This is a genomic window from Sphingobacterium gobiense (genome assembly GCF_002980575.1).
GTDB classification, from domain to species: domain Bacteria; phylum Bacteroidota; class Bacteroidia; order Sphingobacteriales; family Sphingobacteriaceae; genus Sphingobacterium; species Sphingobacterium gobiense.
Genome location: NZ_PVBS01000007.1, coordinates 11,860 through 38,509 on the forward strand (window position 1 = coordinate 11,860; position 26,650 = coordinate 38,509).

General features: G+C 45.1%; 11 protein-coding genes. All 11 read left to right on the plus strand.

Annotated elements, in window-relative coordinates; genetic code table 11:
• Positions 1 to 109: 109 nt before the first annotated feature.
• A complete protein-coding gene (locus C5749_RS19195; protein WP_181151536.1) occupies positions 110 to 3,682 on the plus strand; it encodes an alginate lyase family protein in 3,573 nt (1,190 codons plus the stop codon).
• 135 nt (positions 3,683 to 3,817) lie between these two features.
• Positions 3,818 to 4,672: a TonB-dependent receptor plug domain-containing protein gene (locus C5749_RS19775; protein ID WP_219848036.1), complete on the plus strand. Its 855-nt coding sequence runs from the start codon at positions 3,818 to 3,820 to the stop codon at positions 4,670 to 4,672.
• A 5-nt stretch (positions 4,673 to 4,677) separates the two neighbouring features.
• Complete coding sequence (locus tag C5749_RS19200; protein WP_219848037.1) at positions 4,678 to 6,942, plus strand: SusC/RagA family TonB-linked outer membrane protein; 2,265 nt, start codon at positions 4,678 to 4,680, stop codon at positions 6,940 to 6,942.
• An 11-nt stretch (positions 6,943 to 6,953) separates the two neighbouring features.
• Complete coding sequence (locus C5749_RS19205) at positions 6,954 to 8,612, plus strand: RagB/SusD family nutrient uptake outer membrane protein (RefSeq protein ID WP_105727841.1); 1,659 nt, start codon at positions 6,954 to 6,956, stop codon at positions 8,610 to 8,612.
• A gap of 1 nt (position 8,613) precedes the next feature.
• Positions 8,614 to 9,156, plus strand: a complete 543-nt coding sequence (locus C5749_RS19210) for a hypothetical protein (protein WP_245893851.1) — start codon at positions 8,614 to 8,616, stop codon at positions 9,154 to 9,156.
• 1 nt (position 9,157) lies between these two features.
• Entirely contained in the window at positions 9,158 to 10,324 is a 1,167-nt protein-coding gene (locus C5749_RS19215; RefSeq protein ID WP_105727842.1) for a glycoside hydrolase family 88 protein, read from the plus strand.
• Between the two features lie 40 nt (positions 10,325 to 10,364).
• Positions 10,365 to 14,609 (plus strand): hybrid sensor histidine kinase/response regulator transcription factor, encoded by a 4,245-nt coding sequence (locus tag C5749_RS19220; protein ID WP_105727843.1) that lies wholly within the window; start codon positions 10,365 to 10,367, stop codon positions 14,607 to 14,609.
• 133 nt (positions 14,610 to 14,742) lie between these two features.
• Positions 14,743 to 18,801 carry a hybrid sensor histidine kinase/response regulator transcription factor gene (locus C5749_RS19225; protein WP_105727844.1) on the plus strand — a complete coding sequence of 1,353 codons (4,059 nt, stop codon included), beginning with the start codon at positions 14,743 to 14,745 and terminating at the stop codon, positions 18,799 to 18,801.
• A 166-nt stretch (positions 18,802 to 18,967) separates the two neighbouring features.
• Positions 18,968 to 21,832, plus strand: coding sequence for a glycoside hydrolase family 31 protein (locus C5749_RS19230; RefSeq protein WP_105727845.1), 2,865 nt, complete (start codon positions 18,968 to 18,970; stop codon positions 21,830 to 21,832).
• 24 nt (positions 21,833 to 21,856) lie between these two features.
• Entirely contained in the window at positions 21,857 to 24,994 is a 3,138-nt protein-coding gene (locus C5749_RS19235) for a SusC/RagA family TonB-linked outer membrane protein (protein ID WP_105727846.1), read from the plus strand.
• A gap of 12 nt (positions 24,995 to 25,006) precedes the next feature.
• On the plus strand, positions 25,007 to 26,635 hold the full coding sequence (locus tag C5749_RS19240; protein WP_105727847.1) for a RagB/SusD family nutrient uptake outer membrane protein: 1,629 nt from the start codon (positions 25,007 to 25,009) through the stop codon (positions 26,633 to 26,635).
• Positions 26,636 to 26,650: the final 15 nt, after the last annotated feature.

Here is a 26,650-nt window from a genome sequence, read left to right on the forward strand (position 1 = left end):
CGGCTCTTACACCAAATTATACGCCTTTTTGAACAATAACTCCTCCTGTGAGAGGCATCATTATATGCATCTTGCGCTTAATAAACTGAAAAGTGAAATAGAAATGATTATGGTTAGAAAATTCGTATGGTTATTTGTTTTAATTGGAATAGCGCAGGGGTTAAAGGGGGTTGCGCAAGAGAAGCATCGATTATCGCATGGATGGGAGTTTGTCCGAGGAGACCTGGGTGACATTTGGGAGGGCGTGCGGCCAGTACCTAAGGGTGGACCGGAGACCGTGCCGCTTTGGAAAGAAGTAACCTTACCGCATAGCTACAATGCCACTGATGCGGTAAATCCCGATAAGAATTACTATCAAGGTCCTGCCTGGTATCGCACTTATCTGGATATCGAGAACCCTTATGCGGACGGCAGGACTATATTGCATTTTGAGGGTGCCGGACAAAAGAGCCAAGTCTATGTGTACAACGAGAAAATAGCCGAACATGTCGGCGGTTACGATGAGTGGTCGGTGGATATTACCGAGGCCATAGCCCGTTTCCGGCAAGATTCAGCAGCCGCACGCTTCGATGGACGCGTGCCTGTATTGGTGCGCACCGATAACAGTCGGGATGTGGAGATGATTCCTTCAGATTTATCCGATTTTAATGTGTATGGTGGTTTATATCGGTATGTGAACCTATGTTATGCCCCCAAGTTATCGACCGAATACCTCTTTGCACAAGCAGCATTGGGACCGAATGCGAGAACCGGAACGGTTGTCCTTCGGGCGACCTGGCGGAATCCCTCGAAAGTTGCCAAAGCCGTATGGAAAGCAACGATCAGAGACCAGGAAGGGACGGTCGTCGCTGAGCAGCGCAGCGAAACCAGTTTAGCCAATATAGCAGCGGGTCAGGAACTTGGTAGTCTGGAGGTGCGCCAACCTGAAACATGGTCGCCGGACGAGCCCTACTTGTATACCGTAGAACTGGCACTGATCAATGGTACAGATACTGCGCGGACGGCCGAAAAAATTGGCTTTCGTAATTTCGAGTTTATCCAGTCCGGTCCGTTTAAACTGAACGGCGAACGTCTATTGTTACGGGGAACCCATCGGCACGAAGACCACGCAGGTGTTGGACCGGCCATGACGGAAGAGCAAATCGTGCAAGAAATGAAGCTGATGAAAGAGATGGGCGTAAATTTTATTCGTCTTGGACATTATCAGCAATCGCGCATTGTCTTGGATGCCTGCGATTCGCTGGGTATCTTAGTCTGGGAAGAAATCCCTTGGTGCCGGGGGGGATTAGGTGGATCTGTTTATCAGCAACAAGCGAAAAGGATGTTGACCAATATGATTCAACAACATCTTAACCATCCGTCCATTATCATTTGGGGCTTAGGTAATGAGAACGACTGGCCAGGTGATTTCCCCGAATTTGATAAGCAGAAGATCCGTGCCTTTATGACGGAACTGCATAACCTATCCCACCGTTTGGACGATAGCCGTAAAACGGCTATTCGACGGTGCGATTTCTGTAAGGATATTGTGGATGTGTACTCTCCCTCTATCTGGGCGGGCTGGTACCGCGGGGTGTATACCGATTATAAAACGGCGAGTAAGAATGAATTTGAAAAGGTAGATCATTTTTTGCATGTAGAATGGGGAGGTGATAGTCATGCCGGTCGGCATTCGGAAACACCGGATGCTGGGTTGTCCGAAGTGATGCGTAGTACTACGGCTGATGAACGCGCAGGTGATGCTTCCTTGTATGGCGGGTCGTCGCGGGTTTCGAAGGATGGCGATTGGAGCGAGAGCTATATGGTGAATTTGATTGACTGGCATTTAAAGGAACAGGAAACGATGCCTTGGCTCACCGGTACAGCTTATTGGCCTTTCAAAGACTTCTCTACCCCGATACGCCCTGACAACCCGGTGCCGTATATGAACCAAAAAGGCGTCGTGGCGCGTGATTTTAAGAAGAAAGAATCTTATTATGTTTTTCAATCCTATTGGACGGAGAAGCCGATGGTTCATATCTATGGGCATAACTGGTCCGTTCGCTGGGGCGACGAAGGACAAGAGCGCATGGTGAAAGTCTATTCGAATTGCCAGGAAGTGGAACTGTTCCTCAATGGGGAAAGTTTGGGTAAGCGAAAACGCGACAGCCAGGATTTCCCGGCGGCAGGTTTACGCTGGATGGTGAAATTTAAAACTGGTGAAAATAAGCTGGAAGCGATTGGATATAAAAAGGGACAGACGATCCGTGACATCCTGACGCAGGAATATCAGACCGAGCGCTGGGGTATGCCAGTACGCGTTGCACTAGAGGTCTTGGAAGAACAGCAGGATACCCTTTTGCTACAAGCGCAGCTCTTCGATGAAAATGGTGTGCGCTGTCTCGACGCTAGTAACTATATTAACTTTGATGCGGTAGGCGAAGGTGAACTGCTGGTTGATCAGGGAACGTCTGATGGCAGCCGACGTCTGCAAACTTATAACGGTAGAGCTTTGGTACGTTTGGTACGTAGTGGAAAGAATGTGGTGGTCACGGTTAAGGCTGATAGCTTGAATACCTGTGTCTTGGACTTGTCTCGGACCGTCATCGATGTCAAAGCACGGGTGTCACAGCGCATTAAAGCTAGGGTGCTGAAGGAAGCGGAGGAAGTATTAAAGTTGCCCCCGCTGACGGTGACGAGTCGTATTTCTCCGCGCAGTGCTGGCGGAAAACACGATTTTTATTCTGAAGGGGATTATTGGTGGCCGGATCCGAAGAATCCGGAAGGACCTTACATCCGGAAAGATGGTTTGAGCAATCCCGCTAATTTTGTAGATCACCGAAACCTTGTTATGCGCTTGGGCGACATCGTCGGAACATTGGTTTCGGCATGGGAACTGACTCAAGATCCGCGCTATCGGGATGTTTCATTGAAACACCTGAAAGCATGGTTTATAGATCCAGCAACGAAAATGAATCCCTCGATGGAATATGCACAGGCCATAAAAGGTATAGCTACTGGACGTGGTATTGGCATTATTGATGGAATACACCTGGTAGAAGTGTCACGGGCACTACAAGTTTTGCATGATGCGGGCCAACTTCCGTCAGCGATCTATGCCGGCACGAAATCTTGGTTTTCAGCTTACTTGGACTGGATCACTACACACCCTTATGGTGTGCAGGAAAGAGATACAAAAAATAACCATGCGGCCTGTTGGTTGCTGCAGGTAGCCGCTTTTGCGCAGTACGTCGGTGATGAAGATCTCCTCGATTTTGCAGTCACGCGATATAAAACGGTTTTATTGCCCGATCAGATGGCGGACGATGGAAGTTTTCCGCGCGAATTAGAACGAACCAAACCCTATGGCTATTCCTTGTTTAACCTTGATGTATTTTCAGGTATAAATTATATCTTAAAAGCACACGAAGCTAACCTGCCCTCCTTGCGTCTCGACAAGAAAGGTTTGAAAAAGGGCATAGAGTTTATGCTGCCCTATGTTGAAGACAAGTCGACGTGGCCGTATGGTGAGGATGTGATGTATTGGAATAATTGGCCCATTGCACATCCGTTTCTGCTTCTAGGAAGTGTGATGTTCGAACAGCCACAGTGGCTGCAATTATGGGATCGATTGCCTTTAGACTATAGCGAGCCGGAAGTTAGACGCAATTCTCCGATTCGACATCCTTTATTGTGGATGTGACGAAAATAGCGATATTGAGCAATTTAACCTCTTAAATAAGCGATTTCTCTCCCATCATTTGGGGCGATTGATTGCACTTTTGTATCATCGAGACCTTATTATAGACATAAATGTCCGATATTAAACCAACATGTTATGATGAAATTTTTAAACCGAATGAGCAGACATTTGCTAATAATAGGCTATCTGCTCTCAACATTAAATCTTGTTTTCGCGCAGTCAGATCGAACCATACGGGGAGAAGTTCGTTTTGAGAACGGAACACCAGCCTCCAACGTCACGGTTAAAGTCAAAAACAGTTCGCAGACAGTAGTCACGGATGAGCGCGGCATGTACGAAATCAAGGCGGGAGAAGCTGCTGTTTTATCGTTTAGTTTAGTGGGATTCCAGATACAGGACGTGTCAGTGGGCGGGCGGATGACAGTGAACGTTGTGCTACAGGACCAAGGCGCTCTGGAAGAAGTTGTGGTCGTTGGATATGGTACCCAAAAGAAAGTAAACCTCAGCGGTGCAGTCTCGCAAATCGGCGGTGATGAACTTGTTGATCGGCCGGTGGCCAACTTGACAGGTGCCTTACAGGGAACATTACCGGGGGTTGCCGTGACACGTGGAAGCGGTAAGCCAGGCAGCGAGGGCTATGGTATTCGTATCCGCGGATTCAGTTCGGCAAATGCGATGTCGGCATTGGTACTGGTGGATGGTATACAAATGGACCTGAACCTGATTAATCCCGAAGATGTCGAATCCATATCTGTATTGAAAGATGCGTCGGCATCGGCTATATATGGTGCGAGAGCAGCTGGAGGTGTTATCTTAGTGACAACAAAAAAGGGAAAACAAGGTAAGCCCGTTATCAACTACAATAACTATTATGGTGTAAACATGGCTGCTCGTAGACCCGAACGTTTAAACTCCTGGGATGAACAGATTTTAATTAATGAATCCAGGTTAAACGCGACCGGAATCCCGAATTTACCGAAGAGCAAATAGAGTGGTTGAAAAATCCAAACTTCTCCGTCCGTCCAAACCCAACGCAGGATAGGTGGGAGTACTTCGGAAATAATAATTGGGTAACCGAAGGGATGAACAAATATAGTGGGATGCATAATCATAATGTATCTGTCAGCGGTGGAGGGGAAAAAACGGTTTATAATATCTCAACAGGTTATTATCACCGTGATGGCGTATTACGGTACGGACCGGATGATAACGCTCGTTATACGCTACGTACCAACCTCAGTACCGAAGTTAATAAATACATCAGTTTAGACGTCTCTGCCAATTATGTCGGATCTGAAGTCAATGAAAATGCATATGGCACTGATCAGATCATCAATCGACTTTACCGTAGCCGTACGCGCCAAAGTCTGTATGTTCCGGCAGAAGATATCACCGGACAGCCTTATAACGGCGATTTGCAGATCAATGCGGTAGATATTCAAAAAAATGCGGGTGAATGGCGCCGTTTATACGAATCTTTTACGGGGCGAGCTAATTTGAAAATTAAAGATCTGGTGAAGGGATTAACGTTAGATTTGAGTGGATCACGTAATCAAGATTATTTTTCATCTGTTCGTAACCGACGTACATTGACGTGGTACGGACGTTCTACAAATACCACACGCTTCTCTATCCATAATCCAAATAGCACGGAAAACACAAAAAATAGGGGGTATCTCAATAACCTCCAGGCGGTAGCTACCTATAATTTCGATGTGTTAGACCATCACCATTTTACCCTCTTGGGTGGGACCTCTTATGAGGAATACCGTAAAGACGAACTCACGGCCGGAGCGCAGTCTATGATCACCAATGACTTTTTCAGCTTGAATTACGGTGATCCCCTAACCAAGACCAACGGCGATTTGATCGAGACATGGGCAATTGCGTCCTATTTTGGTCGCTTAAACTACAATTTTCAAGAGAAATACTTGTTTGAAGCTTCCGTCCGTTATGACGGTAGTTCGCGCCTGGCACACGAAAATAGATGGAAGTTATTTCCGTCTTTCTCAGCAGCATGGCGTTTGGATCAGGAAGATTTTCTACGTGATAATGGGATTTTTGATCAGTTGAAATTGCGGGGCTCCTGGGGTCAATTGGGAAATGGCTCTTCTTTGGGCTTTTACGACTATATTCCGCTATTAACGAGTGGATTGAATGTGCCGACAAGCCAAGAAGATCGATTAGTATTTAACAACTTACGAACACAGTTTTTGTACCAAAGAGAGCTAGCTTCCGCACAGAAAACTTGGGAAGTTGTCGAACAAAGTAATATTGGTTTGGATATGACGTTTCTCGAGAACCGATTGTCATTTACTGGAGATTACTACGTTAAGCGTAATAAAAACATGCTGGCAGCATTAAATTTACCTTCTATTATAGGGATTAATGTGCCCCGATTTAATGTCGGAGAGCTGAAAAGTTGGGGTTGGGAGTTTGACTTAAAGTGGCGTGATAAAGTAAACGACTTCAGCTATTCTATCGGATTCAACCTGTCGGATAATCAAAATGAACTTGTGAGGTTTGATGGTCGAAATATCATCAACGAAGGACATGTGGAGCTGTTGGAAGGATATCCGATGAATACAGTATGGGGGTACAAGACAGACGGTTACTTCCAGACCCAAGAGGAATACGATCAATATAAGCAAATGGTGTCTACACCGTTTTTTCCAAACAATGCAGGGGCCGGAGATGTTAAATACCTAGACTTGAATGGCGATGGGGTAATCACTGCCGGCGGAGGGACACCAGAGGAGCCCGGCGATTTGATAAACTATGGAACGACTAATGGCCGCTATTTTTACGGACTTAATTTAGATTTTCAGTGGAAGGGCTTCGACGCCAGCATCTTTTTTCAAGGGGTCGCCAAACGTGTATTTTTGATTAATGAAGGCACACTGTCACCTATGTTGGGTACCGCGGATTTACCGTGGACCATCCATATGGACCGCTGGACACCAGATAATCCGGACGCTTTTTTCCCCCGAATGTACCAAACGAGTGCGCACAATTACCGACCATCGGACAGGTATATCCAGAATGGAGCTTACCTAAGGCTTAAAAATCTGCAGTTCGGTTATACGGTTCCTCTTCGTACAGCGTCGATCCAAAAACTTCGGGTATTTTTCTCTGGACAAGATTTGTGGGAGCATACGGATGTATTGCGTGTATTCGATCCCGAAGTTCCGAACAATGTATCGGCAACGACCTATCCGTTTTTCCGCTCCATTTCTTTTGGTCTAAACGTAACCTTTTAAAAGACAAAACCATGAAAGTAATAAACATCTCAATAAAAGCAGTGATGCTAGCTACGTTGATTATCTTTTTCGGTAGTTGTAGCTTGGATCGTTTTCCCGAAACGGAGTTTTCCGATCAGGATTTTTGGAATACGGAGAACGATCTTAAATTTGCCGCCAACCGGCTGTACCAGCAGTTGGATGGCGTACAGTTGGATTCCCGCGCAGACGACAATGTCAATCAAACAGTGAACCTGACGAGCAATGGCGCCCGGAGTATTCCAAGTACGAGCGGCGAGTGGTCCGGCCCTTACGACATGATTTTTACGGCAAATAATATACTGGAGAAAAGTGAGCGCGCGTCCGTTACCGATGAGGTAAGAAACGGATATTTGGCTGAGGCACGATTTTTTAGAGCCTATGCGTATTTTCAACTCGTACAGCGGTATGGCGATGTACCTTTAGTAACGAAAACATTAGACTTTGACTCGGAAGAACTCCAAATGCCACGTACTTCGAAAAGTGAAATTGCTGCACAAATATACGAGGATCTTGATTTTGCTAAGGATTGGCTGCCCGCATTTGGTGCTTTGCCCACCGTAGATTATGGTCGCGTAACGAAGAGCTCCGCACAAGCACTGAAAGCAAGGGTTGGTTTATTTCTAGGTACATTTGGGAAATACCACGGAGAGAGCGGTTATGAAGAACATTTGCAGCAGGCGATAGAAGCCGCATCGTTCGTGATGAACCAAGGTCACGAATTGTTTGCAGATTATGGGAAGTTATTTGTGAATGAGGGTGACGGGCCAGCAAATAAAGAGAATATTTTTGTTAAAATTTATGGCGAAAGCGCATCAAATCTGATTCTTGGACACAATTACTCGCGCGATTTGGAGAACGGACGTGTGGCTGTTACGCGGAACTTGATTCGTCAGTACTTGTATGAAGACGGACTTCCGGCGTATAGTGAGCGTAACGAACTGAAGGCGAATAGATCATCGTTCTACATCCAAGAGGGGGATGAGGAGCGTTACAATAGTATCTTTGATCATCGTGACCCCCGCTTAAGCTATACGCTTTTTCGCGCGGGCGAACAGGCGTATAAGGGTCCGTGGGTGCCGACCACAACATTAGGCTCTCGGACAGGGTATGCCACCAAAAAGGGATTTAGTGCAGTAGATTGGCAAATTAATAGCGCGGGAACAACGGATAAAATTCTGATTCGTTATGGCGAGGTTTTAGTAATCTATGCGGAGGCAAAATATGAGCTGGACGGCGCGATATCCGATAGCGACCTTGACCTGACCATCAATGCACTGCGGCGCCGCGTGGGGATGAATGTGGGATTGACAAATGCCTTTGTGGCCAACCACCAGCTGGATATGCTGGAGGAGATCCGTCGCGAGCGCACGGTCGAACTTGCCTTAGAGGGTTTGCGGTATACGGATATTATACGGTGGAAGTTAGCAGAAACCCTGTTAACGCAACATATACTTGGTGCCAAATACAATGAGACAGATTGGGAAGGTGCGGATGTTTCCAATTTAAATTTGAATGCCGACGGAGTCCTTGTCGTCGAAGCGGCTTCTACGCGACGCTTTGATGTGACCAAAGATTATCTTTATCCTGTACCGCTGAACGAAATCTCGCTGAGTGGCGGAAATGTAGTGCAAAACCCTAATTGGAAATAATATGAAAACGATACTAAATAAGAAAAGAATTGGCCGTTTTGGTCTCATGGCCTCCGTACTGATGATGCTTTTTGTTGGTTGCGAAGATCGGAATTATCCCACAGGCTTAGCGGAATATGAGCACCATTATTATATTGTTTACGTACCTAACAACAACAGTGCAGTGACAGTGAATAGAGAGCGGATGACACTATTGGAACTGCCGGTGCAGTTCTATTCAGAGTTTGAGCGTGATTATAATGCGGTCGCAACCTATGAAGTCAGCACTGGAGACTTGGTAGCACCGGCAGTTCCTGCAGTCCGGGGAGAAGATTTTGAAATCGTTGATGAGACCGGACGAGTGCTTGATCCTGTCGATGGCAGATATCAATTGGTCTTTCCTAACGCGAAGAAGGCACAAGCGAAGATTTATGTCAAGCTTTTAAATAATGTAGCGGCTACCGGAAGGCGGTCTGTTAATATTAGTTTGGTGGATAATATCCAAGGACAGTTCCGTGTCGATATTTTTTCTACTGCATTTAAACGTACTATTCAAATCGATTGATATGAACAGATATATATGGTGTCTTGTATTTGTCTGCTATGCTGTATCGGGATGGGGACAATCTCTACACGATGAGAAGATCGTGGCAGATGCGACGGATCAGCTCCGCTATTTGGTCGAATATACGGAACAATTGGTACAAGATTCGACACGGGTCTCACCACGCACGTTGGAAAACGGTGAACTGGCATTGGTGCGTAGGAGCGACTGGACAAGTGGTTTCTACCCCGGTATCTTATGGGAAATGTTTGACTTAACAAAAGACGAACAGTGGAAAGATTGGGCACAAACGGCTACGGCGAGAATAAAGGGAGAAAAGGAGAATGGACGAACGCATGATATGGGTTTTAAGGTGTATAACAGTTTTGGTAAAGGTTATCAGTTGACAGGTGATCCTCATTACCGTGATGTTATTATACATGCGGCGAAGACACTCTCTTCGCGATTCAATCCGACCGTGGGCTGTATCCGTTCTTGGGATCATAATGCGGATAAATGGGAGTTTCCAGTAATCATTGACAATATGTTGAATTTAGAACTGTTGTTTGCGGCAACGAAGTTAACAGGGGATTCGACCTATTATCGGATGGCTACATCGCATGCCGACAAAACGCTCGAAAATCATTTTCGACAGGACAGAGGCAGCTACCATGTGGTTGATTACGATCCCCAGACGGGAAAGGTAAAACATCGGCATACTCATCAGGGCTATGCGCACGAGTCAACATGGTCCAGAGGGCAGGCTTGGGCTTTATATGGCTTCACGATGTGTTATCGCGAGACTCGAGAGGAACGCTTTTTAGACAAAGCCTTAGTTCTTTTTTCCTGGTTGTCAGAAAGACTACCGGAAGATGGTGTAGCCTATTGGGATTTCGATGCTCCCGCTATTCCTAATGAACCGCGAGATGCGTCTGCGGCTGCAGTCATGGCATCCGCCTTATACGAACTGGATCATTTGGTTTCCAATAAACCTGCTTTACGGAAACTAGCCGATCGCATCATGATTTCCCTGACTGCCAACTATCGGAATGTGAAGGGTACAAAAAAGGGTTTCCTGTTGGGGCATAGCACAGGATCCAAACCGCATCGTTCAGAAGTGGATGTACCGTTAATCTATGCAGACTATTATTATTTAGAAGCACTGTTGCGTAAAAATGGAAAATTCTGAGTAAATTAACGCATTGGTGTTATCCTGCCACGAGCTAACGATGAAGATAAGCCTGAACATACTACTGTTATGCCTCTGTTTGACAAGCAAGTTTCTGTATGCGCAACCTTTTGCTGATCAGGTAAAGTTTGTACATGTTTCGACAAAAGATGGTTTGTCGCAAAGTAGCATTTTTGCCATAGCACAGGATCATTTGGATCTGATGTGGATTGGAACACGGGACGGGCTAAACAAGTATGATGCGCATCGATTTGTTACATATAGGAATGTACTTTCTGACAGTACTTCATTGTCCGATAATTATGTAACAGCTGTTTATGAGGACAGTGATAATAGGCTTTGGATAGGTACAGGACAAGGTATTAATTTGTATGATCGGAAATCTGATCGATTTGTGCGAGTGCCGCTTGTCGGGGGAGAGGCGCCCCAACCATTTATCTATGCTATCGATCAGGACCGTAATGGTAATGTCTGGTTTTGTTCCAGTGCAGGCTTGTTTTTACTAAAATCCAACCCGGAAAATCAACTACAATGTTTCCTGATCTTCAATGGTAGAAACATTGCTGGGCAGACTTTTCCTCCAGGATCGGGAAACGTCCAACAGATTTATCAGGATAGCCGAGGTCGACATTGGCTGAGTACAACAAACGGCGTATATGTATTCGAAGGACTTTCTAGACAGTCAAATCCCAAACTTATTTATGATATCCAGCAGCGGAGTGGAATATTGAACAGTGCTGATGTCCGTTTTGTCTACGAGATGAAACCTGGGATATTTTGGATGGGCACAAAAGAAGGGGGAATTAATGTGTATGAGGAGGAGAAAGATACGTTTTGTTACATCACAAATGACGAATTTGCGGGAAACCGGCAGGCTACATTGAGTAGTAACGACGTGCGGAGCTTAGTGCGTGATAGACAAGGTGGATACTGGATCGGCACGATTAATGGCTTAAACTATTACGATGAAAAGCTCGGTTTTGTTACCTTTCTTAAAAATGAGCATGATACGTATTCATTAGCAGATAATTCAATCCGTCCTATCTTTCAGGATCGACGAGGGTCGATATGGGTAGGGACATATTACGGCGGAATTAGCATTTTCGATCGGCATTTAGCAAAGTTTCAACACTATGAAAAGAATGGACACAATGACCACCTGTCTTATAGTGTTGTGAGCGGTATTGTACAAGACCGACAAGGTGGTTTTTGGATTGGTTATGAGGGTGGCGGACTAGATTATATGGCGTCTGACAGGCGAGTGAAACGACACTATAAACATAAGCGAGGAGATTCCCTCTCCTTATCGAACAACCATGTTAAACATATTTATCTGGATAGCGACGAGAATCTATGGGTGGGAACATACACCGGTGGTTTGAATTTACTCAAGAAAGGCGGGCAAGGCTTTGTGCATTATAAACATAATCCAGACGATATATCTTCCTTATCTAATAATAACGTTTATTCAATTACGGAGGATAAATCAGGAAATCTCTGGATAGGAACATATGGTGGTGGATTGAACGTAAAAAAAGCCGGGACTGATGGATATTTTGAGAATTACCGGTCTACCAATAAAGAACGATATCGTTTGAGTTCCGATCTCGTTAGAATCGTTTATCTAGACAGTCGCGAAAACTTATGGGTAGGCACGGAAGATGGACTACATGTCCAATGGGCAGGAGCGGAACGTTTTGACGTTTTTCACCCCCAACCGGATAATCCCCATAGCATCAGCGGAAATGTTATATTGAGTGTCTATGAGGATGAAAAAGGGAGGTTATGGGTAGGGACCTCTATGCATGGCTTAAATGAATTTCGATATGCCACGAAAGATTTCAGAAGAATAGGAACCGCGAACGGGCTTCCGGGAAATAATGTCGTTGGAATAGCGGAAGAAGGTGGTGTATTATGGTTGAGTACGAACAACGGCATTTGTGCTTTCGATCCGTCGACAGACGAGATTGTGTCGTATAATTTAAAGGATGGATTGCACGGGAATGAATTCTCCGTTGGAGCAGTATGCCGTAGCCGGGGAGGCGAGCTTTTGTTGGGCGGTACACATGGTATTACGGCTTTTTACCCAAGTAAAATCTCCCGTAGTGGTTTTCGTCCCAAAATGATTTTTTCTGAAGTGAGGGTACACAATAAAGTGCTGCTCCCCGAAAGTAGTCAGTTATCGAATCAGCATATTTCGATGGCAAAAGAAGTTCTACTGTCACATCGGGATAACAATGTGAGTATAGACTTTGCAACACTCAATTATATTACGCCAGAGAAGAACAAATATGCCTATCGGTTGGAAGCGCTGGAAGAGGATTGGAATTATGTGAATGTGCCAACAGCAACGTATACAAACTTGCATCCGGGAACATACGTTTTAGAGGTGAAGGGAACGACAAATGACGGTGTGTGGTCGGAAGAGGTCGGAAAACTCCGGCTCGTTGTGTTGCCGCCTTGGTGGGCGACGTGGTGGGCATATACGACCTATATTGGAACATGTTTGGTACTGCTGTTTATGGTTTGGCGGTTTTTCCATGCCCGGAGAGAACTGCAGTATCAGTTGCGTCTAAAACAAATCGAGGCCGCCAACGAGAAAAAAATGGCGGATATAAAAGCAAATTTTTATACCCACATATCCCACGAATTACGGACGCCCTTAACATTGATTCTGGGACCAGTACATCAAATGCTTTCGGAAACAGATGAAAATGATTCACGACGATCGACGTTACAAGTGGTACGACAGAATGCGCAGCGGCTCTTACGCTTGGTCAATGAGCTGTTGGACAGCCGGAAAAATGAATTGAATCTGATACGGTTAAATGTTAGTGAATATCCGTTGCTTGATCTTGTTCAAGAGGTGTTAGCTTCTTTTCAGGAGGAGATCCGGGCGAAGGGTGTCACGATTGAGTTGAAGTATAAGGAGCCGGTACCAGTTGTTTGGCTGGACTATACGCAGATGGAAAAAGTCTTTTTTAATCTCTTGGGTAATGCATTGCGCTTCGTACCACAGGGAGGCCGGGTTTGGATCCATCTATCGGTGGCAGCCGAAATAGCAGGAGAAGGAGTTGTATGCGTGGAGATTGGCGACAATGGCCCAGGAATTATGGAAGAACACTTGCCTTTTATTTTTGAACTCTTTTACCAAAGTAAAAGCTCATCGGCTCCTAAGAATCGATATGGTAGCGGCTTAGGCTTGGCACTTACACGAGATATCATTCACCTACACGGTGGAAAAATTAAGGCGAGCAGCCAGCATGAGGAGTCGTCCACGGATTCATTTACAGTCTTCACGGTAGAGATACCTCTTGGAAAGATGCATTTCGATACTGATAATGTAGATTTTGTCGATACAGTAAAGCAAGAAGCTAATAGGGGGGGATCAAAGAAGACCCCTATGGATTTTCTGACCCATGGAGTGTTAACTGATGGGCCGAATATTGAAAAGGGAACAGACCGAGCGTTGGTACTTGTGGTAGACGATAATGAAGATATTCTGCAATTCTTGCAACAGGAGTTGGTCAAGGAATATAAGGTCGTTACCGCGCGTGACGGTGAACAGGCTTGGGAGATTGTACATAAGAGATTACCGGATGTGGTAATCTCCGATGTCATGATGCCTGACATGGACGGTGCTTGTCTGACGAACTTGATAAAGAGCAATGAAATGACAGCTCACATCCCCGTGATATTGCTCACGGCATTGAGCTCGGAGGAGGATATGCTGGTAGGAATGGGCGCTGGATCGGATGATTACCTAACCAAACCTATACATGTGGACTTGTTGATGATCAAAATCCAAAATATTCTCTATACGAAGAAGAGTGCTAGGCGTTGGTTTATCCGTAAATATATGCTAACTACGGAGGATAAAGCAAGTGAGAAACCAAATGAACAACAGTTGTTCTTAAATCGCATTGTTAACATTATTGAAAGTCGGTTGTCCAGTGAAGATCTGAATGTAATGCAATTATCGTCTGAGCTGGGAATGAGCAGACCTGTACTGTATAAAAAGATTAAACAACTTACAGGGATGAGTATCATAGAACTGATCAATATGCTACGCTTGAGACGGGCAACGGAGCTCTTCAATCGCGAATCTTTAGGAATAAGTGACATTGCTTACCAAGTAGGCTATTCGGATCCGAAATGGTTTAGTAAAACCTTTAAATCGTATTATGGTATTACGCCGAAAAAATTTTCGGAAATGGCGCCCGCTGAAAAAGCGCGGATTATCGACGAGCACAATCTATTTCATATTTTTCAGAATCGTAACTAGAGGTGATATCTAAACGGAGTATGTAAATGATGAAATAATAAGCCGCTATCTCCTAAACAGATTACCGTGTTAAGGTTTGTTTCGTCATCGGGATTGCTTATCTTTAACTGCGCTAAGTTAATGATAGCTGCCAATGATGAACAGAATTGCCGTTATTTATGTTGCCATGTGCGTATGCTTGTGTTGCTATGGACAACAGACGATCAATTTTAAACACCTGACGGTAAATGAAGGTCTGGTGAGCAATCATATTAATGCCATCATAAAAGACGAACAAGGGTTTCTGTGGTGTGGTACCAGTACGGGGCTTAGTCGCTTTGATGGCTATAGATTCAAAAGTTACTCCCATCGACCACATGATGCCCACGTGCTCCTAAATAATAATGTACAGGATTTATTTATTGGTTTTGATAAACATCTCTGGGTGAGGACTGTTAAAGGAAATTGTGTCTACGATAGTGAACGCGATCTTTTCCACTGGAATGTAGACAGTATTTTGTATGCCAACAAATTTCCACATGGGGACGTACGTAAGATCATTATGGCAAACCAAATGGCATATGTTTTATACGAAAATGGTGAACTAGCTTATTTACCAGCGCACGAAAAAAACAAATTTGCAGAATTTTGTGATTATGACCTACAGGGAAAGCCGACCGATATATACTACGATCCGGAACGCAATGTACTTCTGTTAGTCTCTGACAAGGGAGAGCTGGTGGCGTTAGATGGTGACCAGCTACACGTGCGGCAACGTACAATATTTTCTTTCGAGCGGTTGGTTGAACACGCAGTTTTCCATCTTTTTGTCGACGATCAATCTGGTATTTGGGTGTATGCGAAGAATTTTCCCCTTGGTGCACTGTATTATAAATCGCTTGATAGTGAAGCCCGGTTGTTCAGATGTAAAAACGGTCATTACACTGCCAATAATGATAATATTAGTAATATCCAGCAGGTCGGTCGTACAATTTGGATGGCGACAGACCATGGGGGGATTAATGTTTTTGACCTCGCCAATCCGCGTGTCAATTATGTGGTACACGAACCATACAATAAGGCCTCGTTACCCTATAATAGCACGACTGCGCTTTATAAGGACGCAGACGGCGTAATGTGGGTAGGTACCTATAAGGGAGGAATAAGCTATTACCATCCAGATTTAAATTTTTTCAGTCTTTACCAACACCGGCATGGAGACGAAAATAGTTTGCCTTTTAATGACATAAACTGTTTTGTGGAGGATAGGCATGGTAATGTCTGGATAGGAACAAACGGAGGTGGGGTCGTCCGGTTTGATCCACGGCGGCATGTATTCGAATCGTATCGGAACAATCCAAATGATGAATTTTCTTTAGGTGGCGATGTGGTCGTTAGTCTGTTTATAGACAGAAATGAACAGCTTTGGATAGGAACCTATCATGGCGGTCTGAATAAATTCGAAAACGGCCGTTTTAGGCGGTTTTTGCATTCCTCTAATAATGCAGCGTCTATTAATGACAACAGTGTCTGGAGCTTGTTTCAGGATAGCCGACAGCGCTTCTGGATTGGTATGCTGTTAGGAGGCATCGATTTATTTGATCAGTCTTCTTCTCGTTTTAACCGTTTTAAGTCCATCTATCCCAGCACATTCAGTTCGTCCTATAATGCGAAAATTGTGGAAGACGGTCGTGGGAACATATGGTTTGGAACATCAAACGGCTTGGTACAATTGTCGGTTGATGATAGTATACGGGTATTTGACGAACATAACGACCGATATCCACTGACGAATAACGTGGTATCGGATATGCTTGAAGATAAAAGAGGTAATATCTGGGTTGCTACACAGACAGGAATCAATATCTTATCGGCCGATACAATGTCGTACCTGTCTACCCGTCAAGGATTAATTGATAATGTTGTCGTCGGATTGGTAATGGATGACCATGGAGATATTTGGGCGACTACACCGAAAGGTATTTCGCGTATAACATTCAATTTACCTGATAAACGGTATACGATACGGAACTACGATAAATCCGATGGACTCCAGTCGTCGAATTTTAACGAACGGGCTATCTACAAATTACGCGATGGACGTTTGCTGTTCGGTGGCTCAGAAGGTTTCAACATCTATGCCCCATCTCCTAAATTTTCAACATCCACCGATCTACGTAATGCGTCAGTCGTAGACTTTAAAATCCAAGTGCCGAATATGGCTAATGAGGACTTGGAGAGTTATGTTCATCGGTGGTTGACATCATGGCACGACACGAAACGTATAGAGATACCCTATCCTATTCAAACGTTCCATATACTCCTGTCGGATTTCGATTTTGTACAACAGCATAGACCGAAACTACAGTACAAGTTACAAGGGCTCTCAGACAATTGGATAGATGTGGAGAACATGGAAATTGCACTCGCAAATCTCGGGGCAGGTAATTATACATTGTTAATCCGCGGAATGGATCATAACGGTACCTATTCTTCGCCGGTTTCGCTGATGGAAATAACGAAGTTAGCACCATGGTGGCGTTCTAATTGGGCCTATTTTATTTACATATTGGCAACCGGAGGATTGTTGCTATTCTTTAGGAAGATTGAAAAAATGAGGGCGCGAACTCGATTCAGTTTGATACAAGCGGAAGAAAAAGCTAGGCACGCAAAAGAGATGGAGGAGCTGCGGACGCGTTTTTTTACCAATGTAAGCCATGAATTTAGGACACCGATCAGTTTGATTATTTCGCCGGTGCAGAAGCTCCGGACAACGGAAAGCGACGTCGGGAAAAAGAAATATCTGGATATTATCGAGCGTAACGCTTCGTCATTGTTAAACTTGGTCAACCAGTTGCTAGACTTTAATAGTATAGAGAACAATGCATATACGCTGAAAAAAACATACGGTGATGTTTTTGCGGTTATTAGGCGCGTAGGAGAACAATTTGAGAGCATTGCGTTAGCGAAAAGAATTCATTATGTCGTGGAGGTGCCGACCACTGGTGTCGAAGCGTATGTTGATTTTGAGAAGCTCGAACGTGTCGTGTTGAACCTACTTTCCAATGCATTTAAGTTTACGCCGATGGGCGGTCAGATCTACCTTAATTGTGTAGAGCCGCATGAAAATGAAATACGATTGAAGATTTCTGATACTGGAGTAGGCGTTCCAAAAGAGGTGCAATCTCGGGTATTTGATCGATATTTCCAAGTACAAGGCCGGTGGAATGCCGGCGAGAAAGGTAGTGGACTTGGGTTGTCCATAGTAAAAGAGTTCGTGCACCTGATGGCTGGAACGATACAATTTGTGAGCGAAGAAGGGATCGGGACCACGGTCAGTGTAAGATTACCACTGGAACGATCTTCTCAAACCGTAGACGGTGGCTTGAACAATCAGCTAGAAATTGACGGAAATGGCTCGATGAAAATGAGAAACGATCCCGGAAGAGGAATTAAAAGAGAACATCTGTTAAAGGTCATGGTAGTCGAAGATCATGCCGATTTTGCCTTTTATCTGCGGGATAACTTGGGGCAGTATTTCCAGATTAATATGTGCCAAACTACGGAAGAAGCCTTGAAGCAGGTGTATCAGTATAATCCGGATATCATCGTTTCAGACCTCCATTTGCCGGGGCGGTCAGGTATAGAATTTTGTAAAGAATTGCGCGCCAATGAACGGACAAAGCACATCCCTTTCATATTGATTACCGCTGTTGGGTCAGCAGAAAAAGAAATAGAAGCATTAAAAAACGGCGCGTCAGATTTTATCAGTAAGCCCTTCAACTTCGATGTTTTTTTATCTAAAATCAAAGCTTTCGTGGAGCAACAAGGTGTGATGGAAAAACGATACAAGAGACAAATCGACGTGAATGTTGGTAAAATAGACGTCGTAGACGAGGATGAACGATTTGTATGGAAGATCACAGCAATTATTGAAGATCATTTGCAAAATGAAAATTTTTCGGTGGAAGTCCTAGCGTCTCAGATGAATATGACCCGTGTGGGACTATATAAAAAGATATTGTCGATTACGGGGTTTACACCGATTGAATTTATTCGTAATATCCGGCTAAATAAAGCATTGGATTTACTTAAAAATACGCAGAAGACGGTCAGCGAAATATCCTACGAAGTGGGATTCGGTACACCAAAACAGTTTAGCAAATACTTTAAGAGTTTTTACGGTGAGGTACCTTCCACTTACCGTAAGTGATTAGGACACTGTATTCGTGTTTTGTTAACATTTTAACCCATAAAAGTTAACAAAACAGCCCTTCGGACAAGCAAAACACTCCCTATGTTTGCTTTGGAAATAATAACTATTATAAACAGGAGAGGTCTGATATTGGCTCTCCAAATTTCGTAAACCTTATATGATAATGTGTAAACTTCGTCTTACAGTGTTATGTTACTTGTTCGTTCACGGCATACAAGCAATCGGGCAATCTACTGACATTGCAACCTATCAAAAAACAGACTACGGTGTAAAAATTAGCTTCATTGGATTAGCCACTTCGGTCGATCAGGATATTTACCTCGACGCTGTACGTGATGATATCGTTCGCGTAACTGCCTTGCCTCCTGACGCCGCGTTGCCCGCTAAGGAAAGCCTGGTAATTGTGGATTCTCTGCGACGTTCAGTGAATGCTCTATCAATAGACGTGCTCCAGGATACACTCTATTTACGAACAGAAAAACTCGTGTTGGCCACGTCCTTACGAACAGGACGAATCCTTTTTAAGGACAAAAATGAAAAAATTATTCTTGGAGAGCGAAAACGTGTAGACGGAAGCTTTAGACCGAATGCGTACAATGGAGATTCTTTTTACGCCTTAAATCAAGGCTTTGATGTAGACCAAAACGAAGGACTGTATGGATTGGGGCAACACCAAAACGCGGTGATGAATTATAACGGCGGAAAACAGGTCACTTTGCTTCAATATAACACAGAGATTGGTATTCCGTTTCTGTTGTCGACGAACAACTATGGATTGTTGTGGCATAATTATTCGATCACAACAGCGGGCGATGTGCGCCCAATGTTACCCCTGAACGCCTTTAAACTTACGTCCAAGGAAGGATTGACAGGTTGGTTGACGGCCACGTATTCGCATCGTGACCATCCGGATAGTGTGTGGTTGACAAGGCCAGAGTCTATCATCGATTATTCTTATTTGACTGATCAACACAAACTGCCTAAAGATATTGCATTAGCGAATGCGAAAGTGCGGTATGAAGGACAGGTAACATCGCCATATGATGGGTTGCACCGGCTGCATTTTAAATATGCCGGATATATGAAGGTATGGATAGATGGAGAATTATTGGAAGACCGTTGGCGGGAATCATGGAATGCCGGAACGTTTGAAATCGCAAAGGAGATGGAGGCGAGCAAACCTTATGATATCCGTATTGAATGGCTTCCAGATGGTGGTGAATCATACTTTACATTGAATTGGCAAAGCCCGCTGCCAACGGAATTGAAAAGTACGTTTTCTTTCGCCTCGGAGGCCGGCGACGCAATTGACTATTATTTTATCTACGGTCAGGATATGGATGATGTGATAGCGGGTTACCGCCATCTGTCGGGCAGAGCGCCGATTATGCCCTTGTGGAGCTTTGGGTATTGGCAAAGTCGTGAGCGATACAAGACCCAAGAGGAAATCGAGGAGGTCGCTCGGGAGTTTAGGGAACGTCGTATACCAATTGATAATATGGTGCAAGATTGGTCCTATTGGGCGGAACACGATTGGGGAAGTCACGATTTTGATAAAAGCCGCTTTCCAGATCCCGATGGGATGATTAAACGCCTGCACGACATGCATATGCGTGTTATGATTTCGGTCTGGCCAAAAATCAATGAAGAGTCGTCCGTGTACCCCATGTTCAACAAGAAAGGATGGTTGTACGCTCGTAATATTTATGACGGGAGGAAAGATTGGATCGGCAAAGGCTACACATCCACGTTTTATGATCCCTTCCAACAGGGAGCACGTCAGGGATTTTGGGATTTAATGAACGATAAGCTTTATAAAAAGGGGATCGATGCCTGGTGGATGGATGCCAGCGAACCAGATATTCATTCAAATATCAATCTGGACGAGCGCAAAGCCGTGTTTCAACCCGCTATCGGATCTTCCGTACGCTATTACAATACTTTTCCTTTGATGAATGCCAAGGGAATTTACGAAGGGCAACGCCAGACGGATCCTAACAACCGGGTGTTTATCCTAACACGATCTTATTTTGCAGGGCAACAGCGTTATAGCGCTGCGGCCTGGAGCGGCGATATTGCCTCACGCTGGCATGATATGAAAGACCAAATTGCAGCAGGCGTTAATTTTTCGATGTCTGGCACGCCTTACTGGACAATGGACGCGGGTGGATTTCTGGTAGAGAAACGTTTTCATAAGCCTACGCAGGCCGACTTAGAAGAATGGCGGGAGATGAATACACGTTGGTACCAGTATGGCGCTTTCCTGCCCATGTTCCGGGCGCACGGCCAGTTTCCGTTTAGGGAGCCTTTTAACATCGCGGGTGAAGGCCACCCAGCCTATGCGAGTATGCTGTACTACATTCATTTACGTTATAAACTCTTGATGTACAATTATAGTCTGGCTGCGAAAACCTTCTTCGACAACTATACGATGATTCGTGGACTGGCAATGGATTTTCCGCAAGACCAGCAGACTTATGCCGTCAATGATCAATACCTCTGGGGACCATCGCTTTTGATTAATCCCGTTACCGAAAAAGGAGCGACGAAGCGAACTGTTTACCTGCCCCAAGGAGCCGCATGGTACGACCTGTACGCGGGGAAACGGTATGAAGGCGGGCATGTGATTCAGGCAGATGCACCATATGAGCGTATACCGGTATTCGTCCGATCTGGGTCGATACTGCCCGTCGGAAAGGAACTGCAGTATACGGATGAAAAACCGCAAGATGAACTGACCTTATTTGTTTATGATGGAGCGGACGGTGTATTTGAGCTGTATGAGGATGAAGGAGATAATTATAATTACGAGAAAGGTAAGTGTAGTATAATCCGTATCCTATATAATAACCAAGACGGGAAACTGACGATTGGAGAACGGAAGGGAAGCTTTGATGGGATGCTGCAGAAAAGAACTTTCCAGGTGGTATTTGTGTCTTCGCAAACACCAATCGGTATAGATTCGGAACACATAAAAAAGAAAACCGTCTCCTACCAAGGAAAATCGACAAGTATAACAATCAGGTAACAACCAGTTTTAAACAAAAATAAAATGAAGAAGCAACAATTTTATCGCCATGCGCTCCTGCTTGTCATGCTGTTTGTCAGCTCGCAGGTATGGGCACAGACTATTCGCGGTAGCGTTGTGTCCGCAGACACAGACGAACCGCTGACCGGAGCCAGTATTCAGGTAAAGGGGCAGCAAGCGTCTACCGCGACAGACTCGCAGGGAAATTTTATGTTGGACGCACCTGCCGGAGCGACACTGGTGGTATCCTATGTGGGGTATCAAACGCAGGAAATCCAAGTGTCGGAGGGGGAAACTCTATTGATTCGTTTGATGGCAGAAGCATCTGACTTAGAGCAGGTGGTCGTCATCGGTTACGGAGCGCAAAAGAAAAAACTCAACACGGGGGCGAATCTCCGGGTGGAAGGCGCTGATCTGGAAAAACGAAATCAGCTAAATCCTTTACAGGCCTTACAGGGACAGGCGCCGGGTGTATCGATTACGGCCAATTCCGGTCAGCCCGGTGCGGATATGAAAGTCGTTGTCCGTGGGCTTGGGACCATCGGTAACTCCGGTCCATTGTACGTCATCGACGGTATTCCGGGAGGGGATATTAGTATCCTGAATCCTGCTGACATTGTCTCCATTGATGTGCTGAAGGATGCTGCGTCGGCCGCCATCTACGGTTCGCAGGCGGCTAACGGAGTCGTGCTTGTCACCACGAAAATGGGCAGATCAGGGAAGACACAGTTGGCATTCGATGCCTTCGGGGGCGTACAGAACGTCGGACGTAGAATCCCCTTGTTAAATGCGGATCAATATAAGACGATTATGAATGAACAGGCGCTGAACACCGGTTCGGCTCTCATTGATTTCGATGGGATGGAGGGATTGGCCGATACGGACTGGCTGGACTATATGTTCACCGACGATGCGAAAATGCAAAATTATAATCTCGGCCTGACGGGAGGCTCCGAAAACTCGGTATATGCCATGTCGCTTAACTATATCGGGCAGGAAGGAATAGCGGGCGGAAGGGATGTCTCCAATTATGAACGGTATGGTTTTCGTATCAACTCCGAACACAAATTGTTGGACCAATTCCTAACTATCGGTCAACATCTGAATTTCAATTATATCCGCAATAATGGAATCAATGTTGGCAACCAATACAACAACACGCTACGTGGCGCTTTTGCCACATCACCATTATCGCCTGTGTATTCCAGCAACGGCCGATTCGGAAGCCCATATAACGATACCTCAAACTCGCCGTGGTACAATGGGGATGGAAACCCCTACGGGGCAATGATGACCAATTCGAATAACCAAAACGACGCACAACGCATGTTGGCTGATATTTACGCGGAGATCGAGCTTATACCGGGTTTGAAAATTAAGACGATAGGCGGATTCAATTACTCCGCTTCTGAATATCGAAGTTTTACACCATTGTATCAGTTTTCCGCGTTCAGCTATAATCTGGACCACACGACGGTAAATCAGAATATGGGAAAAGGGAATACCTTGACCTGGACGAATACAGCTACATATGACTTTAATGTCGCTACGGATCATCAGTTTACCGCCATGGTGGGGATGGAGTCGCAGCGTTATCAAGGAACCTACCTGTCCGGTTCCAACTGGAATCTATTATCGCAATTCAATGATTTTGCACATGCCTATCTCGATAATACCACCGGGCAGGCGCATTTGGATGACGAAGGCAATATCGTGGAAACCCGATTCGTCAATGGCCGTCCGGAAAATATGTATAGAAGGGTGTCTTATTTCGGTCGTTTAGGCTATAATTTCAAGGAAAAGTATTTGCTGAATGCGACTTTACGTGCCGATGGATCTTCTAAATTTGCTAAGGACAATAGGTGGGGATATTTCCCTTCGGTATCCGCCGGGTGGATACTTTCCGCTGAAGAATTTTTTGCACCCTGGAGTAGTTCCGTTAATTTCCTGAAATTACGTGCTTCCTGGGGACAGGTGGGCAATCAGGATATTGCGGACTTTCAGTTCGCATCGCCGATCAATACCTCAACGGGCTGGACCGCGGATAATCCAGCAGCGCATTACGTGTTCGGTACAGGCAATGTAAATGTACCTGGCGCGTATCCTAGCCGTCTATCCAATCCACTATTAACTTGGGAAACTTCTGAACAGACCAATGTGGGGTTGGATGCTAAGTTTTTAGATAACCGTTTGGACCTCGTAGCCGATTTCTACATAAAGAATACGAAAAATTGGTTAGTCCAGCCCCCGATATTAGCTACGGCGGGTGCTGGAGCGCCTTTTATTAATGGCGGAAGTGTCCGAAATACGGGTGTCGAACTGGGTTTGGCTTGGAACGATCGTATAGGGGAAGTATCCTATCGGGCGGGAATTAATGGTGCGTACAACAAAAATCGCGTAGGATCAATCCCGACGGAAGACGGCATCATCCATGGAGAAATTAATATGCTGTTCGATAATTCGGAAGAATTCTATCGTGCGCAAAACGGACATGCGATTGGCTATTTTTGGGGATACCAAACGGACGGCCTTTTTCAAAGTGAAGCAGACATTGCCTCATGGCGTGATCAAGGACGCGGTATTTTGCAACCGAACGTAAAACCTGGCGATGTAAAATATGTTGATCAGAATGGGGATGGCAGGATCAACGCCTTGGACAAGATTGATCTCGGTGTCGGTTTGCCAAACTTCACCTTTGGTTTCAATGTGGGGGTGAATTATAAGAATTTTGATTTCTCCCTAGATGCTTATGGCGTAACTGGAAACAAGATTGTCCAGTCCTTACGCAACCACGCGAATAAGCAAGCAAACTATACGACACAGATTTTAGACAGATGGACTGGTGAGGGAACATCCAATAGCATCCCGCGCGTCACGGAGACCAATGTGAACTGGCAGTTTTCCGATTTGTATTTGCAAGATGGCGACTTTTTAAGGATAGCCAATGTTACGTTGGGGTACGACTTCTCGAAATTGACGACCTGGAAGTACGCCAATCAAATCCGATTATATGTCCAAGGGCAGAATCTGTTTACGTTCACAAAGTATGACGGCATGGATCCGGAAATAGGTTACGGCACTTCGGGTTGGGTATCCGGTATTGATCTGGGATATTACCCTCGACCTAAGGTCGTGTTGTTCGGTCTGAATGTTAAGTTTTAAAAATAGACAAAAATGAAAACATCAAGCATATTATACATATCACTATTGGCGTCGAGCTTATTTTTTGGAGCATGTTCTTCTAGCTTTCTAGACGTCGAACCGATAACGGAAGTTGTGGAAAGTAATTTTTATAAAACGATAGAAGATGCCGAAATGGCATTGGTAGGTTGCTATGACGGTTATCAGCGTACCTCGTCCAACGGAAATCTTTCTTTTGTCGTGGCGTCGGAGATCTTGTCTGACAACTGCTTCGGGGGTACGGGACATACCGATGGAAGAGCTTATCAGGTGTTGGATCGCTTTGATATCGGCCAGTCGCCATCCGACAACAATCTATTTGATGGAACATGGACAGATTATTATGCCGGCATCTTTCGATGTAATACCCTGTTGAATAAGATGGAAGAAACGGACTTCGGGGACGCTCAGATAACCAAGTTACGTATAGAAGGGGAGGCACGTTTCCTACGTGCGCTGATGTACTTTGATATGGTGCGTTTGTTTGAACGTATCCCGCTACTGACAAGTGCTACCAGAGAGAACGTACCCCAAGCAGATTACAAGCAAACCTATCGGCTTATTGTCGAAGACCTGATGTTCGCTGCAGCGAATATCCCCGAAGATGCATATCCGAAAGCGAATGCAGCGACGAATGACGGGCGGGTGACCCCACATGCGGCCAAGGCACTGCTAGCGCGGGTATACCTGTTTTACACCGGATATTATGGAATGGATGATCTCGATATCAGTAAAGCTGCTGTATTGGCTGGTTTGGAAGATATTATTAACAGCAATGAATTCAGTTTAGTCAACGAATTTAAGGGGCTATGGCCTGCTGCCAGTTATGTGCCTGTTCCTGAAGATAATACCTTGGATCGGTCGGCTTATGCAGGTAAAGGAAATAGCGAGGTAGTCTTTGCTAAAAAGTTCAATAACACACAGAACTATGACGGTCTTGTGGACGGGAACCGTTGGCTAGTCATGTTGGGCCTGCGAAATACCAACTTTTCCCCTTATGGACAGGGCTGGGGCGCAGCGACGGTCAACCCCCGCTTGGTAAATGCCTATGCGGATACCGATACACGTAAAGTGGCCTCTATTATCGATATTGAAGGAGAAGGGATCAGCGAATTCGATCAGAACGATCAACGTGAGTATACCGGATTTGCAAATAAGAAATATACGCCCACAGCGTTACCAGACGGCACTTCGAATACAGGAGGGCAGAATGACTTTCAGCTCTCGCAGGATCAGGATTATTTTGTTATCCGCTATGCGGATGTGCTGTTGATGGCTGCCGAGTTGGGTTCGTCCCAGGCACAAAACTACTTTAACCGGGTTAGACAACGTGCCTACGGTACAAGTTATACGGTATTGTCGGTGAGCAAGGAAGCGATCCTCCAAGAAAGAAGACTGGAATTTGCCTTTGAGGGGATACGGTATTGGGATCTGTTGCGGCAAGGTGTAGAAAGTGCGGCTGCAACGATTGCGCAGACCCAAAATGTAACGAGTGGTTCGGCGCCGGATCAGGTTGTCATCAATGCACAGCATATTATCAATACGCGTGGGCTCATGCAGATTCCGAATAATCAGATTACCCTGTCCAATGGTGTTTTGCAACAAAATGATGGTTGGGACTAAACTTATAAACGATAA

What these genes read in the sequence shown, in the direction of transcription:
- C5749_RS19235 (WP_105727846.1), top strand. Translation starts at nt 21,857, where the DNA reads ATGAAGAAGCAACAATTTTATCGCCATGCGCTCCTGCTTGTCATGCTG.
- C5749_RS19240 (WP_105727847.1), top strand. Translation starts at nt 25,007, where the DNA reads ATGAAAACATCAAGCATATTATACATATCACTATTGGCGTCGAGCTTA.
- C5749_RS19230 (WP_105727845.1), top strand. Translation starts at nt 18,968, where the DNA reads ATGTGTAAACTTCGTCTTACAGTGTTATGTTACTTGTTCGTTCACGGC.
- C5749_RS19210 (WP_245893851.1), top strand. Translation starts at nt 8,614, where the DNA reads ATGAAAACGATACTAAATAAGAAAAGAATTGGCCGTTTTGGTCTCATG.
- C5749_RS19215 (WP_105727842.1), top strand. Translation starts at nt 9,158, where the DNA reads ATGAACAGATATATATGGTGTCTTGTATTTGTCTGCTATGCTGTATCG.
- C5749_RS19775 (WP_219848036.1), top strand. Translation starts at nt 3,818, where the DNA reads ATGATGAAATTTTTAAACCGAATGAGCAGACATTTGCTAATAATAGGC.
- C5749_RS19195 (WP_181151536.1), top strand. Translation starts at nt 110, where the DNA reads ATGGTTAGAAAATTCGTATGGTTATTTGTTTTAATTGGAATAGCGCAG.
- C5749_RS19225 (WP_105727844.1), top strand. Translation starts at nt 14,743, where the DNA reads ATGATGAACAGAATTGCCGTTATTTATGTTGCCATGTGCGTATGCTTG.
- C5749_RS19205 (WP_105727841.1), top strand. Translation starts at nt 6,954, where the DNA reads ATGAAAGTAATAAACATCTCAATAAAAGCAGTGATGCTAGCTACGTTG.
- C5749_RS19220 (WP_105727843.1), top strand. Translation starts at nt 10,365, where the DNA reads ATGAAGATAAGCCTGAACATACTACTGTTATGCCTCTGTTTGACAAGC.